We start from the raw sequence: 15,960 nt of genomic DNA, 5'->3' as shown, positions 1-15,960 counted from the left end.
TATCAAAAAGATAGCAATCCAACACCGCATCTGGCTCGCACCCATCCACGCGCCCCCACCCCGCCTGCTGTTGAGCTGACGCTCATACGGACGTTCGCGCTCTGCGAACGGTCACTGCATCCGGGGCCAAGCGGCCATTCCCTCGTTTCGTGAAGCGTCGTCCGTGCATCGTTGGCTCGTCATGAGCCGGTAGAACGAACATGAAGGACAACGCACATGAAGCGGATGTTGATCAACGCCACGCAGCCTGAAGAGCGCCGCCTGGCCATCGTCGATGGGCAAAAGCTCCTCGACTACGAAATCGAGATCGAAGGGCGCGAGCAGCGCAAGGGCAATATCTACAAGGCCGTCGTGACCCGGGTCGAGCCATCGCTCGAAGCCTGTTTCGTCGACTATGGAGAAGATCGCCACGGCTTCCTGCCGTTCAAGGAAATCTCCAAGCAATATTTCGCCGAAGGCGTGTCGGCCAGCCAGGCCCGCATCCAGGACGCGATCCGCGAAGGCCAGGAACTGGTCGTGCAGGTCGAGAAGGAAGAGCGCGGCAACAAGGGCGCTGCGCTCACCACCTTCATCTCGCTGGCCGGCCGCTACGTCGTGCTGATGCCCAACAACCCGCGCGGCGGTGGCGTCTCGCGCCGCATCGAGGGCGAAGACCGGGCCGAGCTCAAGGAAAACATGGACCAGCTGGAGTACCCGAAGGGTGCCAGCATCATCGCGCGCACCGCCGGCATTGGCCGCTCTGCACCCGAACTCCAATGGGACCTGAACTATCTGCTCAAGCTCTGGGGCGCCATCGACGGTGCCTCCAAGGGCGGCAAGGGCGCATTCCTGATTTATCAGGAGTCGAGCCTGGTGATTCGCGCGATCCGTGACTACTTCAATCACGACATCGGCGACATCCTCATCGACACCGACGACATTTACGAACAGGCGCAGCAGTTCATGGCGCACGTCATGCCCGAGCATGCGGCCCGGGTGAAGCGCTACCGCGACGACGCGGCGCTGTTCAGCCGCTTCCAGATCGAACACCAGATCGAATCGGCCTACGCCCGCACGGTGCAGCTGCCGAGCGGCGGCGCCATCGTGATCGACCACACCGAAGCACTGGTGTCGGTCGACGTCAATTCGGCCCGCGCCATCAAGGGCGGCGACATCGAGGAAACCGCGACCCGCACCAACCTCGAAGCCGCCGACGAAGTGGCCCGCCAGATGCGCCTGCGCGACCTGGGCGGCCTGATCGTCATCGACTTCATCGACATGGACGAGTCGAAGAACCGCCGCGAAGTCGAGAGCCGCCTGCGCGACGCGCTGCGCCAGGACCGCGCCCGTGTGCAGTTCGGCGCGATCAGCAAATTCGGCTTGATGGAGATGAGCCGTCAGCGCCTGAAGCCGGCACTCTCCGAAGGCTCGTCGATCCCCTGCCCCCGTTGCGGCGGCTCGGGCCACATCCGCGACACGGAATCCAGCGCGCTGCAGATCCTGCGCATCATTCAGGAAGAGTGCCTGAAGGACAACACGGCTGCCGTCCATGTGCAGGTGCCGGTCGACGTAGCCTCGTTCCTGCTGAACGAGAAGCGCCCTGAAATCGCAAAGATCGAGCTCAAGCAGCGCGTGACGGTGCTGATGGTGCCGAACAAGACGCTCGAAACGCCGAACTACAAGCTCGAGCGCCTGAAGCACGACGACCCGCGACTCGACCACATCGAAGCCAGCTACAAGATGGCCGACGAAGTCGAAGACCCGACGTCGGTCACGCGTCGCTCGCAGGAGCCGACCAACAAGCAGACGCCGGTCATCAAGGGCGTGCTGCCGGATGCACCGGCACCGATCGTGGCGCCCCGCGCCGAGCCCGTGCGTGCGCCTGTCGCCACGGTGCCGGCACCCGCACCGGTCGCTGCGCCCGCAGTGGTCCAGCCCGCCGCAGAGACCGGGTTCCTGGCCTGGATCAAGAACCTGTTCGGCGCTTCGCCAGCCCCGGCGGCGGTCATTCCCGTGGAAGCGCCCAAGCCTGCGCGCCGCGACGGACGTCCTCCGCGCGACGGCGAAGCACGCCCGGCACGCGATGGCGAACAACGCCGTGGCGGTCGCGGCGGTGAAGGCCGCGGCGGTCGTGGTGTCGAGCGACGCGAAGGCGGCGGCGAGCGTCGTGAAGGCGGCGGTGGCCGAAGTGGCGAACGCCGCGAAGGCGGCGGTGAGCGTCGCGAGCCGCGTGAAGTGCGCAGCGAAGTCCGCACCGACGGCGCACCGCGCGAACCGCGCGAAGCCCGTACCGGCGAACGGCGTGGCGGGCGTGAGCGCCGCGACACGGACGCGCGCATCGCGGCGGCTCCGGAAATGCTCGAAGGCGGGATGGAGGCTTCGTCGGTTGCCCTGAACAGCGCTCCCGGCGAATCGAACACGTTATCGGCTGAGCGCGCACCGCGCGGCCGTGGTGAGCGTGGTGAGCGTGGTGAGCGTGGCGAGCGTGGTGAGCGTGGTGAGCGTGGCGAGCGCCGAGAACGCATCAGCGAAACGCCGCGCGACACCGCGATCGACGGTATGGCAGGCGAAGCTACCCCTTCCGACCGTGCCCCGCGGCCGCCACGCGGTGAACGCAACGATGGTCGGCGCGATCGTCGGGACGGCGCGCCTCGCGTGAGCGACGAATCGACGCTGTCAGCGGCATCGGACGCTGGCCCGGGCGGCGAGATTGCTGGCGAGAGCAACGGTGCAGTCGTTGTCGACGGTGGCGAGCAGCCCCGTCGCGACGGCGAAGAACGTCGTGGTCGCTCCCGTGATCGCTACGGACGTGACCGCCGAGAACGCGGACCGCGCGACAACGCGGAGGAAACCGTCGAGGCGGTGTCGCAGGAGACGACGCCCGCCTCCTCGCTTGCCATCGCCACGACGGCTGACGTGCAGCCCGAGCAGGCAGCGCCGCCGTTCGTCCAGCAAGAAATCCGGGTGGCGCCGCCGGTCGCTTTGGTGGCGCCAGTGCCAGCAGCAGCGACTGCACTGGCGACGCCTTCGGTCCATGGCCTCCCCAAGGTCCAGCCGTTCGAGCTACCCATCGCCGCGCTGGCGCAAGTGGCCGAGGGCTCCGGACTGCACTGGGTCAATTCGGATTCAGCCCGAATCGCCGAGGTGCGTGCCGCGATTGCGGCAGAACCTAAAGCCCCTCACGTGCCGCGCGAACGTCCGGCTGCGGTTGTGCTGGATGACAGTCCCCTGGTCCTGGTCGAGACCCGACGCGATTTGACGGCAATGACCTTGCCTTTCGAGCAACCCGTCCGTTGAAGAGGCCCGGCCAGGGCCGGTAGCCTCCCTCACCCCGACCCAGAGCGCGCGTTTTCAACGCGCGCTTTTTTTTGCCCATCAAACGCCGGTCGGCCTTCGCGAATAAGGGGAACTACTGCATACTTTTGTATTGTTCGGCGTTTTTTCACAACATTTTTTGTTCACACTCGTTAACATATTGTCAAACGAAAGGATTACAGTCTTTTCGGTATGTTGCAGCGCACCAATGTCGGTAACGGATTCGTGTGACAGAGTGGGCAACATAGGCGTTCATCGGAAGTTGTACGGCTTTTTGCTTACAACACCGACCCGCCAAGATGTGTTGGAATCCGTGCAGATAGTAGTAAAGCGTTACACTGCCACGCTTTGAGGCAGAACCCTTTAAGGGGATTTTCATGTTTCGTTCTGATTCGACAGCCGGCGGCAACGTCGCACGGCGCCTGCAACCGGGTGACGGCGGTCCTTCCGCCACCCCCACATTCGTTCAACCGAAGCGGCTCACCGCGTTTCAGCGGGCTGCCAAGCGCGTGGTGGACATTGCCGGTGCGCTTGTCTTCTTCGCGCTCTTCGGCCCTCTTTACCTGATCGTGGCGCTGTGCGTCGCCATCAGCATGGGGCGCCCTGTTCATTTCTGGCAAGTCCGGCTGGGTGAGCAAGGGCAGCGCTTCAGGTTCTACAAGTTCCGCTCCATGGTCCATAACTCGGAAGACGTACTCGACGAATTCCTGAGCCGCAACGACATGGCGCGGACCGAGTGGGACACCTTCCAGAAGCTCGAAAAAGACCCACGGATTACGCCACTCGGCCAGTGGATCCGAAAGATCAGCGTCGACGAGATTCCCCAGTTCTGGAACGTGCTCAAGGGCGACATGAGCCTGGTCGGACCGCGCCCCTGCATGGAGCGCCAGCGTAGCCTCTACGGCAAGCATTGGGGCCACTACTGCGCCGTGCGGCCGGGCATCACCGGCCTGTGGCAGGTGAGCGGTCGCAACCGGCTGCCGTACGCAAAGCGGGTCGAACTCGACGCCTACTACGTGGACAACTGGTCGCTCGCGCTGGACTTCAAGATCCTCTTGAAGACGGTCAGCGCGGTGGTGACCGGCGAGGGATCGCGGTGAATCCGACCATCCAGCCCGTGGTGCTCTGCGGTGGCGCCGGAACGCGGCTGTGGCCTCTTTCCCGGCGAGCGCTGCCCAAGCAGTTCGCGCCCTTGCTGGCAGGCAAGAGCCTGCTTCAACTGACGCTTGAACGATTGCGCCTGCTCAACCCGACGGTGCATTGCGTCGCCGCCGAAGAGCATCGGTTTCTGGTTCAGGAAACGGTGATTGCGGCAGGCGTCGATGGCCTCCAGTTGCTGGAGCCCGTGCCGCGCAACACCGCGGCGGCCATGGCCATTGCCGCGCTCATCAGCGCGCCGGACCAGCTCCTGCTGTTTGCGCCGGCCGACCATCACATTCCAGACGCGTCACGGTTTGCCGAAACCGTGCGAACCGGTATTCCGGCTGCGATGGCAGGCAATATCGTCACTTACGGCGTGGTTCCCAGTTTTCCGAGTACCGCCTATGGCTATATCCGGCAAGGCGCCGCACTGGACTTGCCCGGCGAGAGCCCGGCCAGCCATGTCGACGCTTTCGTGGAAAAGCCGAACGCGGCCGATGCGGCGACGCTTCTGCTGTCAGGCAATCATTTCTGGAATGCCGGCATCTTTCTGGTGGAAGCACGCACGCTGATCGCGATGCTCGAAGAACATGCACCGGACATTCTGTCTGCGTGCCGGCGCGCCACCGAGCCCACCGAGCGGGACGGCAACTTCGTACGGGTGCAGCGTGCCGCGTTCGAAAATTGCCGCAGCCAGAGCATCGACTACGCCGTGCTCGAGCAATGCACCCGTCGGGCAGTCGTGCCGTTCGGCGGTGCCTGGAGCGACGTCGGGAGCTGGAACGCCGTTGCGGCGTTGCACGCGGAAGATGCCAGCGGCAATCGCATCAACGGCCAGGGTTTTTCGATCGGCGCGCGCGACACGTTCATCCATGCGCCCACGCGACCCGTCGTCGCCCTGGGCACGCAGGATTTGCTGATCATCGACACCCAGGATGCGCTCCTGGTCGCTCACAAGGATTGCGCCGAGCAGGTGAAGGAAGTTGTCAGCTTGCTGATGACGCGAGGCCAGCGGGAAGCGACCGAGCACCGTCGTGTCCCGCGCCCCTGGGGCGCCTACGACAGCGTGGACGACGGCGAACGTTTCTCGGTCAAGCGACTGACCGTCAAGCCCGGCGCCAAGCTGGCACTGCGCATGCATCGGCATCGCGCCGAACACTGGGTCGTCGTCCAGGGCACGGCGCGCGTGACCCGCGACGGCGTGGCCGAAACGGTCCGTGAAAACGAATCCATCTACATCCCCATCGGGGCGATCTACCAGCTTGAAAACCCGGGCGACAGCGTGCTGGAAGTGATTGAGGTGCAAACAGGGCGCCACCTCGGCGAAGACGACGTCGTGCGATTCGACGACGCTCCCACCCCCCATCTGGACGCAGCAATGCAAAAACAGGCATGACCGCCGTGAACAATCTCGACAAACGCATCTACGTGGCAGGCCATCGCGGCATGGTGGGCAGCGCCATCGTGCGCAAACTCGTTGCCCAGGGCTACAAGAACATCATCGTGCGCACCCGCGCCGAGCTGGACCTCACCAACCAGGCGCAGGTGCAAGCGCTGTTCGCCACCGAGCGACCCGACGAGGTGTACGTTGCGGCCGCGAAGGTGGGTGGCATTCATGCCAACAACGTGTACCCCGCCGAGTTCATCTACTCGAACTTGATGGTGGAAGCCAATCTGATTCACGAATCGTGGCGCGCCGGTGTCGACAAATTGCTGTTCCTCGGCTCCAGCTGCATATACCCGCGCCTGGCGACGCAGCCGATGGCGGAAGACGCGCTGCTGACCGGAAAGCTCGAACTCACCAACGAACCCTACGCGGTGGCCAAGATTGCCGGCATCAAGCTCTGCGAGAGCTACAACCGACAGTACGGTACCGACTACCGCAGCGTGATGCCGACCAATCTCTACGGTCCCGGCGACAACTATCACCCCGAGAACAGTCACGTCTTGCCTGCACTGATCCGCCGCTTTCACGAAGCCAAGCTGGCGGGCGCGGAGCAGGTCGTCATCTGGGGATCGGGCATGGCGCGCCGCGAGTTCATGTATGTGGACGACATGGCGGAAGCTTGCGTCCATGTGATGGATCTTTCCAAAGAGATCTACACCGCAAACACCGAGCCGATGGCCAGCCACGTGAACGTCGGCACCGGGATCGACTTGACGATCGCCGAGCTGGCGAAAACCATCGCGGCCGTGGTCGGCTACGAAGGCGAGATTGTTCAGGACCGCAGCAAGCCCGACGGCGCGCCGCGCAAGCTGCTCGACGTCGACCTGTTGCGAGAGCTCGGGTGGACCGCCACGACGGCGCTGCACGCAGGCATCGAAGAGACGTATCGCGATTTCATGCAACGCAACGCTTCGGTCGAACTTGCGCACGCGTGAACCGCAGAGCCTGCCATGGCCAATGTGAAATCGCTGACTTCGTCGCCGCTCGTTCGTCGCGTGCTCAAGGGCATGGGCGCCTGGGGATCGGCGCAGGTCGCGACCATCGTCATCCAGTTGGCGTCGCTCCCGATCTTTCTCTCGTTTTGGAGCATTGAGACCTACGGCACCTGGCTGACCTTGACGACGATTCCGTCATACCTCGCGCTGGCTGATTTCGGCTTCCTGACGGCCACCAGCAACAAGATGATCGCGCTGGAATCGGTGGGCAAGCACAAGGAGGCCAACGTCTCCTTTCAAAGCGCCATCATGTTCATCCTCGCCGTGTCGGCGGTGATGATGGTGCTGGCGTTGGCGGGCATGGAAACGGTCAGCTGGGCGTTCCCCAAGCTCGAACAATACTCGGGCGTGGTGTTGGTGCTGACGGTGGCAGTGGTGGTGTCGTTGTTCGGATCGTTGGCGCAAACCGTCTTCGTCGCAACGCAGGGTTTTGCGGCGGGCACCTACCTTTATACGGTCGCACGCATGCTCGACTGGATCGGCTCCATCGTGGGACTGGTGGTTGGCGGCACCTTCATGAGCGTCGCCCTGTACGGGACGGTGTGCCGTTTTGCCTTCACCCTGTACTTCATCTATCTGAGTCACCGACGCCGACCCGACATCAAGTGGGGATTGCGCGATGCCAGCAAGCAGGAACTGCGTGATTCGCTCAAGCCGGCCACGCTGTTCATGGTCTTCCCACTGGCCAGCGCGCTCAGCCTGCAGGGCTTCATCGTGTTGGTGACCGCGACGCTCGGACCCGCGGCGACGGCGGTCTTCAGCTCGTACCGGACGATTGCGCGCATCGTGGTGCAGTGCGCAGCCGCGTTGAGTCAATCCATGTGGCCCGAGTTCTCGCGCATGCACAGCACGCAAGAGGTCGACCGGCTGCGTCGCACCTATACACATGCGGCGCGACTGAGTTCCGGCATCGGCCTGGCCGCCTCGCTCACCGTGCTGGCCATCTCGCCCTTGCTCATCGCTTACTGGTCCAAAGGGCATATTGCCTTTTCGTGGAGCCTGATGGGCGCGTTCATGGTGTATTCGCTGATCGCCTCCATGTGGCACGTCCCGCGGGTGATGCTGATGTCGGTCAACCAGCATGCCTTGCTCGCGCGACAGTACTTCACGTTTTCGATGCTGTCGCTCGTGCTGGGCGTCGTGCTGGCGCGCGAGATCGGCATCATGGGCCCCGTGCTCGCGATGGTGGCCGGCGAAGTCGCGATGTGGCTGGCGTCGAGGCGCAGCGTGAGCAACATGTGGCAGGCGGCTCCGGCATGAGCCGCAGCCTGCTTGTAGCGCGTGCCGAAAGTTGAGAGAAATTTGATGCGAGTCGTTTTCTGGCATAACTATTTGATGTTCCATCAGGCGCCTTACATCCGGGCGCTGGCGGAACGGCCGGGCGTTGAAAGTGCACTGGGCGGTGGAAGAACTTTGCCGAAACCTTTCGTCAGCGCGGCTATCCGGTTCCGGATGCCGGTAAGGCCCAAGTCAGCGTCGCGCCGGACGACCGGGAAATCGAGCGACTGCTCGACCTCGGGCCTGGAACCGTTCATGTGTTCTTCGGTTTTCGCGGCATGCCGCTGGCCAGGAAAGCATTCGAGTCGAGCAAGCGCCGAAACGTGATGCGCATCCTGATGTCCGAGAACAGGTACGAACCCGGAACCGCGCTGCTGCCACGATGGATCGTGTATGCCTACGACGCGCTGATGAACCGTCGCTGGCTCGACGGTTTCCTGTGCATCGGCTTCACGGGCCGCTATGGCGGACTGCGTTTCTTCTCGCGTTGCGGCTATCCGGCCGATCGCATCTTTCCTTTTCTGCATCTGGTGGAGCCGCCTGCACTCCCGCCGCCATCGCGGACGCGAGTGGCCTCGGCGGCTACGCCCTATCAGGTTCTTTTCGTGGGACAGCTGATTCCGCGCAAGCGTGTCGACCTGCTGCTGGATGCGATGGCCGCGCTCACCGACATCCCCTGGCGCCTGACCCTCGTCGGGACCGGCGAACTGCGAGACGAACTCCAGCGCCAGGCCGCGGCGCTTCAAATCACGGACAGCATTTCGTTCGTGGACACGCTCGACAACGCCGCCGTGTTTCAGCTGATGGCGCAGAGCGATGTCCTGGTGCTGCCCAGCCGGTTCGACGGATGGGGTGCGGTGGTGAGCGAAGCGCTCACCTCCGGACTGCCGGTGGTGTGCAGTGACCGCTGCGGCGCCAGCGACCTGCTCGTCAACCAGGCCAACGGATTCGTGTTCCGTGCCGACAGCGCGGCCGACCTAGAAAAAGGCATCCGCTACACACTGACGTCGCCAGAAGTGATCAAGGGCAAAGCCCTGCGCGACTGGTCGGACAAAATCGCGGGCCCGTCCGCTGCCGACTACTTTGTCGACATCGTGGATCATCTGGCCGCAGACGCGAAAAGTGCCAAACCTCGTTGCCCCTGGCTCGAGACCCGTACGGCTTGAGCAAGGAAAAAAACATGCGCACGATCAAGCTTCCGAAGCCTTCACGCAACGCACCGGTCAGTGCGCTGTCATTCATTGCATTGATGGTGTCAGCACTATCCTCAATCAGCGAACAACAGCGAATAATTCAAGTTGGCGCCGTTATCTGCTTGGCTTGCGCGGCGATGCTGGCACTTTTGATGCGGCGAATTCAGCCGGTGAAATTAAGTTTTTTTGAACTTCTTTTGCTTTTTTGTGCATTGACTTCAGCCTTTATTTCCTCGCTTCTCGGTTACGACACCGTCTCTCAGTACTCATTTTTATTTTTTCTTTGCATGATTTCTATTACAGCCATTGTGCGAACTTTGGCTCTTAGAGATTTATTTGACATCTTTGTACTCGTCGCCTTTGCCTTGTTGATGATTCCTCTGTTTGGATACATGCCTCAGCTCGTCGCTGCGCTCTCGCTCCGCATTAGCGACACTGGACTCGAGCGCTTCATGCCGCTCGACATGCACCCCAATCTGGTCGGGTTCACATATGCAGGGATGTTCATGATCATGGCGTGCCGCTTCATGATCGCTTCAAGCTGGTTTGGGAGAGTCTTTTTTCTTGCATTGACTGGCCTGTCGTTGGTTTACATCATCGCGTCGTCATCTCGATCAGCCATGTTGGGCGTCTTGGTGGCAGGCACAATTTACATTTGGGCGTTCGCCACGGCGCGCGATGGAAACCGCAAACGTAGGTTGCAGATACTTTTTATCTTAGGCGCCCTAGCACTGGCAGTTTTGTTGTTGGGACCGATGCGCGGCTATCTCTTCAGCGCATTCGAAGTCCAGTCTGACGCACGGGGTGTGAATTCTGGTGCGACGGGTCGCGTCGAGCTTTGGGGGCTGGCATAGATCTTTTGCTGTCCAGTCCGTTTCGTCTGCTGTTTGGGTATGGATTTCGGAGTGCCGAGTTCAACATCATCGGCTTTCCTGTAGAAAGCTCTTATATTGTCTTGTGTCTCGAGATTGGCGTGCTGAGCGCAGCACTGCTTATTGGCCTATTTCTTTTATCGGCGCTCAAAATGGTGTTGATCGGGCGATTGGGCGCCTACGCAGACGAGGGACGCATATACCAATTTTTTGGCTTGGCGATCGTGGCATTCATGGTGCATTCAGCTTTCAATCGATATCTGGTGGGGATCGGCAACCCAGCGTCCCTTATGGCGCTCATGATGATGAGCGCATTCGGTGTCCGTCAGCGCTTTCTTGCAAAGAGACTAGCACCGCCTCAGTTCAGTACACCCACCTTGCCACGAATGGGCAATCTGTCGTGAAAATTTTGCTCTATGGGATCAACTTCACGCCGGAGTTGACGGGGATCGGTAAGTACACGGGTGAGATGGCGCGCTGGCTTGCCAAGGCGGGCCACGAAGTCCGGGTGATCACGGCGCCGCCCTACTATCCCAACTGGTCGGTGCAGCCGCCGTTCCGGGCCGATCGCTATACCCGGGAAACCTGGGAAGGCGTCGAGGTGTACCGGGCACCGCTCTGGGTGCCCGCTGTGCCCTCCGGCCTCAAGCGTCTGGTGCATCTTGCGAGCTTTGCCGCGAGCAGCTTCCCGCTGCTGGTCGCGCAATGGCGCTGGAAACCGGACGTGGTGTGGGTGACCGAACCCCCCTTGCTCTGCACGCCGGGTGCCTTGTTGTTTGCCAAGCTGCGCCAAACGATTGCCTGGCTTCATGTGCAGGACTACGAACTGGACGCCGCATTCGATCTGGGCCTGCTGCGTGGCGAGACCACGCGCTCGGTGGCCACCGCCATGGAGCGCCGGCTGATGCGCGCGTTCGACTGCGTCTCCACGATCTCCGGGCGGATGCTCGATCGCGCACGCTCGAAAGGCGTGGACGAAGCCAACCTGTTCCTGTTGCCGAACTGGGTCGACCTGAACGGCGTCCGGCCACTGGCCCAGCCGAGCGCGTACCGTCAGAAGCTGGGCATTCCGCTGGATGCGACCGTCGCGCTGTACTCCGGCAACATGGGAAACAAGCAAGGCCTGGAAATCCTCTCGGACGTTGCGCGCCGCGTTCACGACCGACCCGACATCCATTTCGTTTTCTGCGGCGACGGCTCGGGCCGTGCCGAACTGGTTGCGCAGTGCGCGGGACTGGACCGTGTCCACTTCCTGCCGTTGCAACCACTCGAGAATCTTTCGGACCTGCTGGGACTGGCCGATGTGCACCTGCTGCCACAACGCGCCGATGCGGCCGACCTCGTCATGCCGTCCAAGCTGACCGGCATGCTCAGCAGCGGTCGACCGGTCATTGCGACGGCGCACCCCGGCACCGAGCTGGCATCGGTGGTCGAGCAGTGCGGCATCGTCGTCGCGCCGGCCGATGCGGCTGCGCTGACCACGGCATTGCTGACGCTGGCGGCCGACGCGCCCTTGCGAAGCGAACTTGGTACAAAGGCACGACACTACGCTGAACAGCATCTGGGCCAGGATGCCGTGCTTCGCCGGTTCGAGCTCGAGTTGGAAAAGCGCGTTGCAGCGCGGCGCGGCGAAGTCGCCGCCACCTGAACCCTCGGGTCTGGCCAACGCGAAAGCGGGCCTCCCAAAAAAAACCGGCGTCAAGCGCCGGTTTTTTCATGGCCGTCAGGGCCGCAACACTCACTGCTCGTCCGGCATCACGCTTTCGTAGTTGTAATTCGTGTATCGATAGCGACCGTACTTGTAGGTTCCAAAGTTGCGACGCTTGGTATCGATCGCGTTCAACAGAATGCCGGAAGCCGCCTTGCCGCTCAACGCGAGCCGGCGCGTGCTTTCCTTGAGCTCACCCATGGTCGACACACCGGCGCGCGCCACCAGCAGCACCGTGCCGGCCTGCATGGCGATGGTCGCCGTGTCGGCTGCCACGAGCACAGGCGGGGTGTCGATGATGACCAGCTCGTAGAGCTCCGACAGCTTTTCGAGCGCGGTGAAGAATGACGCGGACGTCAGCAACTCCGAGGGGTTGGGCGGCAGCTGCCCGGTGGCCAGAAAATCGAGCTGCGTCACGACATTGCGGTGCACCGTCTGCTGGATCGTCAGGCTGCCCGCGATGAGTTCGGACAGACCGCCGTGCCGCTGCAACCCGAAGTACTGGTGCATGTGGCCACGACGCATGTCGGCATCGATGACCAGCGTCTTCTTGCCCGCCAGCGCCATCAGCACAGCGAAATTCGCCGTCACAAAGCTCTTGCCGGCGCCGGGTGTCGCGCTGGTGATCACGACGCGGTTGTTGGGCGACTCGATCATGGCGAACTGCATCGCCGTGCGAAGACTGCGCAGGCTTTCGATCGCCGGATCGTCGGGCAATTCGAGCGCCAGCAGCCGGGCGCCAGTCGCACCCGTCAGACGCTTGCGAGCAAGGCTAAGCTGCAGGGGGCTGTGCGGAATCGTCGAGAACACAGGCAAGCCGATGCTGTCTTCGAGTTCGTCCGGATCCTTGATGCGCTGTTCGACGAACGCATTGCGCACGAAGGCCATGAAAATGCCCATCAACAAGCCCGCGGCCAGCGCCACGGCCAGGATCGTCTGGCGCTTCGGCTTCACCGGGTTCTCGGGCACGACGGCGTTGTCGAGCATGCGCGCATTGCCGACCTTGCCTTCCTTGACCAGTCGAAGCTGCATCGCCTGATTGAGCAGCGATTGGTACAGCGTGGTGTTGACCTTGACGTTGCGCTCCATGCGGACGGCGTCCTGCTGGATACCGGGCAGCGCCTTGACGCGGCTCTGGATGCTGCCGATTTCACCGGTCAGGGCGGCGATCTGGCTGTCGAGCGTTTGCATCAACGGGTGGTTGTCGGTGAAGCGCGCGGTGAGGTCGCGACGCTTTTGCCGCGCTTCCAGCAGCTTGGCTTGACGATCGACTTCGGTCGCGAGAATCAGCTTGGCTTCTTCATCGAATGCGACGGTGCCCTTCTGGTTGCGGAAACGGCTGTACACCTCCTCCGAATCTTCCATCTGCTTCTTGTAGGTCGGCAGCTGGTCATCGAGGAAGCTGAGCGTTTTCTGGGCTTCTTCACCCTTGCGGTCGACGTTCTGACGAACATACTGGGCGCCGATGGCGTTCAGAATCTGCGCGAGGCGCGCACGGTCGGTGTCCTGCAGCGCGACGTCGATCACGCCGGACTGCTTGCCGCGTTCGCTCAGCACCAGGCGCGACTGGAGGCTGTCGATCATCTGGTCGAGCGAATTGCGCACGACAACGAATTCGGCACCCGGTTTGCCCGACATCTGGCTGACCAGGAGCTCGACGCGGCCGCTCGGCGTGTCGGCCACCAGAGGCACGCCAACCTTGCCGGCGATCGCTTCCTTCCAGTCGCGGTAGTGGAGCTCGTAGAGCCCATCGCCCTTGGCTCTCAGGATGAAGTCGTAGCCTTCGACCTTGGCCGGAACCACGAAGCGGGTCACCGTGATTTTCTCGGTCCCGGACACATAGCCGCCAAACCCCAGGAGCCCCGGGTTGGAAAGCCCTTGTGCTCTCCTGGACAACCATCCGCCGATCACCGGGAGGTAGTGCGGCTCCGCGGTGATCGCCTGGCCGGTCGCTTCCACGGCCCGGCCGATGACTGCGCGCGAACGGATGATTTCCATTTCTGCACTGGTCGCCGTCTTGACGTCGAACATCGAGGACGCTTCCCCGAGGAAACTCTTGTTCGCCCGGTTTTCGGTGTCTTCCACCTGGACCAGCAGGTTGGCTTCGTACACCGGCTTGGTGAACAGCGCCACGCACATGCCGATCGCCAGGGCGACGACCGTGATCGCTGCGATCAGGTATTTGTTCGCCCCGAGGATGTCCAGGTAGTGACCGACGTCGAGCACATCGTCCGCTGGCTGCTGATTGGCGTAGGCGCCGGAAGGCCCGAGCGTCGAACGCGTATTCGCCGCGGGATTTATCGTTTGGAGAGTTGACATATACGCTCGACCCACTGTTTCACGCCACCTTCGATTTGCGCCATGGCGCACGTAAACGCGTCGATACCCAGGTGGTACGGGTCCAACACGTCGCCACGGGGTCCGAGAAACCGGAACAGTTTCCCGCTGGCGAAAGGAAAACGCTGCCGCACCTCAAGGCGATGCACGTCTTCCATGACAAGAATCAGATCTGCTTGCGTGCACATCTCGCTGTCGAGCTGCCTCGCCCGGTGAGCGTCGATCCGCACATCGCGCCGAAGCAACAGCTCGCGCGCAAGCGGGTCGGCTGGACGCCCGACCAATGCCGCGGTGCCGGCAGACGTCACGCGCGCGTCAGGCAACGCCGCCGCCATCAGGCCTTCGGCGATCGGGCTGCGACAGATGTTGCCGGTGCACACGAAGAGGATGTTTTGCATGGCCGCTCGAGCCGGACCTACTTGTAGGTCGCGCGGATCAGGTTGGCACCCTGGGCGCTCGGCAGCAGCAGGTTGACCACGCGGCTCCAGCGAACGAGTGGCACCGGATCGACGAAAACGACGTCTTTCGGCTCCAGTGCAAACCCATCGGCCATGGCCAGCGCCGTCGCATTGCTCGCATCCAGATGGAAGATCGACTGCCCGCCTTCGACCCGGTTGCGCACCACGTAGATCTGCGCCGGATTTGCCGTGCCCAGATCCACGCCACCTGCTTCGCCGAGTGCATCGTTCAGGCTCAGGCGGCCGTTGCGCATCGGCATGGCTTGCGGACGAAGCACTTCGCCCATGACGGTGACCTTGCGGTCCTCACGGCTGCGCACGGTGATCATGTCGCCGTTGTGCAGCGGAATGCGGCTCGGGTCGACGCCGACCTCGGCCATGCCCATCAGGTCGATCGCCGTGGTGGCGCCGCTGCGCGTGAGCGTCACGAAAGAGCGGTCACCCGTCGTCGGCAAAACGCCACCGGCGCGGCTGATGGCTTCGGGCAACGTCATCGGAATGTCGGTGAACACCTGAAGACCGGGCAGCCGGACTTCGCCCTCGACATAGGCGCGCTTGCTACGGAAGGCCTGGATGCGGACGTTGACCTGCGGTTCCTTGAACACGCGCGCGAGCCGTTTCGTGATGGTGTCTTCCAGCTCCTGGACGCTCATGCCGGCCACACGCAGCGTGCCGGCATACGGGAAGCTGAGTTGCCCGGTGTTCGACACGATGAAACCCGGTGCCGGCGAGACGCTGGCCGGATCGGCCACGGTGGTGGCTGGAACTGCGCTGGAGATGATTTCAGGGTGATCGAAGACCGTGATGCCGATGACGTCTCCGGGCCCGATCTTGTAGACCTCCGGCTCGCCCAGCAGCGCTGCCACGCTGGGTGGCAGCCCCTTCGGACGGGCAGCGAACTGCGTCCGGATGAGCTCTGGCGAGATGGCGGCAAGCACGCCCTCCGGCGGACGGTCGGCGTCGGCGCCGCCGACCCCGGTCGTCGCGGCGACCGGCTTCGTGCTCGCGGTGCGCGCTGCGTCCGCAGTTGACATGTAGCCGGGCCCGATCGCGCACCCCGACAAGGCGATTGCCGCAAGTGCAGAGACCACCGACACAACAGATTGATGAATTCGCTTCAAACCAAACCCCCGAGATCACCCAAGAATGAATACTTTTGCTAACAGTTACGAATGTACCTCACCTCCTGCCCGATGCCCAAATTGTTTCTGGTGCTAAGTCGTTTGGCAGAGAAATGC

At 62.7% G+C, this 15,960-nt stretch carries 12 protein-coding genes; 9 read left to right on the top strand and 3 right to left on the bottom strand.

Annotated features, from left to right (window positions below):
* Positions 1-216 precede the first annotated feature (216 nt).
* The 9 genes from AX767_RS15010 (at position 217) to AX767_RS14965 (ending at position 11,867) form a co-directional block, all read left to right on the top strand.
* Complete coding sequence (locus tag AX767_RS15010) at positions 217-3,276, top strand: Rne/Rng family ribonuclease (RefSeq protein ID WP_068632071.1); 3,060 nt, start codon at positions 217-219, stop codon at positions 3,274-3,276.
* A 395-nt stretch (positions 3,277-3,671) separates the two neighbouring features.
* Entirely contained in the window at positions 3,672-4,394 is a 723-nt protein-coding gene (locus tag AX767_RS15005) for a sugar transferase (protein WP_082755028.1), read from the top strand.
* On the top strand, positions 4,391-5,830 hold the full coding sequence (locus tag AX767_RS15000; RefSeq protein WP_068632070.1) for a mannose-1-phosphate guanylyltransferase/mannose-6-phosphate isomerase: 1,440 nt from the start codon (positions 4,391-4,393) through the stop codon (positions 5,828-5,830). Before AX767_RS15005 ends, AX767_RS15000 begins: the two co-directional genes overlap by 4 nt.
* Complete coding sequence (fcl, locus tag AX767_RS14995) at positions 5,827-6,816, top strand: GDP-L-fucose synthase (RefSeq protein ID WP_068632069.1); 990 nt, start codon at positions 5,827-5,829, stop codon at positions 6,814-6,816. Before AX767_RS15000 ends, fcl begins: the two co-directional genes overlap by 4 nt.
* A 15-nt stretch (positions 6,817-6,831) precedes the next feature.
* Positions 6,832-8,136, top strand: coding sequence for a lipopolysaccharide biosynthesis protein (locus AX767_RS14990; protein WP_068632068.1), 1,305 nt, complete (start codon positions 6,832-6,834; stop codon positions 8,134-8,136).
* 344 nt (positions 8,137-8,480) lie between these two features.
* Positions 8,481-9,320, top strand: coding sequence for a glycosyltransferase (locus AX767_RS14980; protein ID WP_237288649.1), 840 nt, complete (start codon positions 8,481-8,483; stop codon positions 9,318-9,320).
* 14 nt (positions 9,321-9,334) lie between these two features.
* Positions 9,335-10,201, top strand: a complete 867-nt coding sequence (locus AX767_RS14975) for an O-antigen ligase family protein (RefSeq protein WP_156481048.1) — start codon at positions 9,335-9,337, stop codon at positions 10,199-10,201.
* Between the two features lie 5 nt (positions 10,202-10,206).
* Complete coding sequence (locus tag AX767_RS14970; RefSeq protein ID WP_156481047.1) at positions 10,207-10,623, top strand: hypothetical protein; 417 nt, start codon at positions 10,207-10,209, stop codon at positions 10,621-10,623.
* Complete coding sequence (locus tag AX767_RS14965; protein WP_068632063.1) at positions 10,620-11,867, top strand: glycosyltransferase WbuB; 1,248 nt, start codon at positions 10,620-10,622, stop codon at positions 11,865-11,867. Before AX767_RS14970 ends, AX767_RS14965 begins: the two co-directional genes overlap by 4 nt.
* A 90-nt stretch (positions 11,868-11,957) precedes the next feature.
* On the opposite strand, the gene AX767_RS14960 is transcribed toward AX767_RS14965, so the two are convergent.
* The 3 genes from AX767_RS14960 to AX767_RS14950 are packed head-to-tail and all read right to left on the bottom strand — an operon-like array spanning position 11,958 to position 15,756.
* Positions 11,958-14,246, bottom strand: a complete 2,289-nt coding sequence (locus AX767_RS14960; protein WP_082755027.1) for a polysaccharide biosynthesis tyrosine autokinase — start codon at positions 14,244-14,246, stop codon at positions 11,958-11,960.
* Entirely contained in the window at positions 14,225-14,662 is a 438-nt protein-coding gene (locus tag AX767_RS14955) for a low molecular weight protein-tyrosine-phosphatase (RefSeq protein ID WP_068632062.1), read from the bottom strand. Before AX767_RS14955 ends, AX767_RS14960 begins: the two co-directional genes overlap by 22 nt.
* Positions 14,663-14,679: 17 nt before the next feature.
* The gene (locus tag AX767_RS14950; protein WP_082755158.1) at positions 14,680-15,756 is read right to left on the bottom strand and encodes a polysaccharide biosynthesis/export family protein; all 1,077 of its coding nucleotides are present in this window, start codon (positions 15,754-15,756) and stop codon (positions 14,680-14,682) included.
* Between the last annotated feature and the right edge of the window lie 204 nt (positions 15,757-15,960).

Source organism: Variovorax sp. PAMC 28711, from assembly GCF_001577265.1.
In the GTDB taxonomy this organism is placed as follows: Bacteria; Pseudomonadota; Gammaproteobacteria; order Burkholderiales; family Burkholderiaceae_C; genus Variovorax.
The sequence above is the reverse complement of the archived record's forward strand: the minus strand, read 5'-3'. Positions and strand labels throughout refer to the sequence as shown.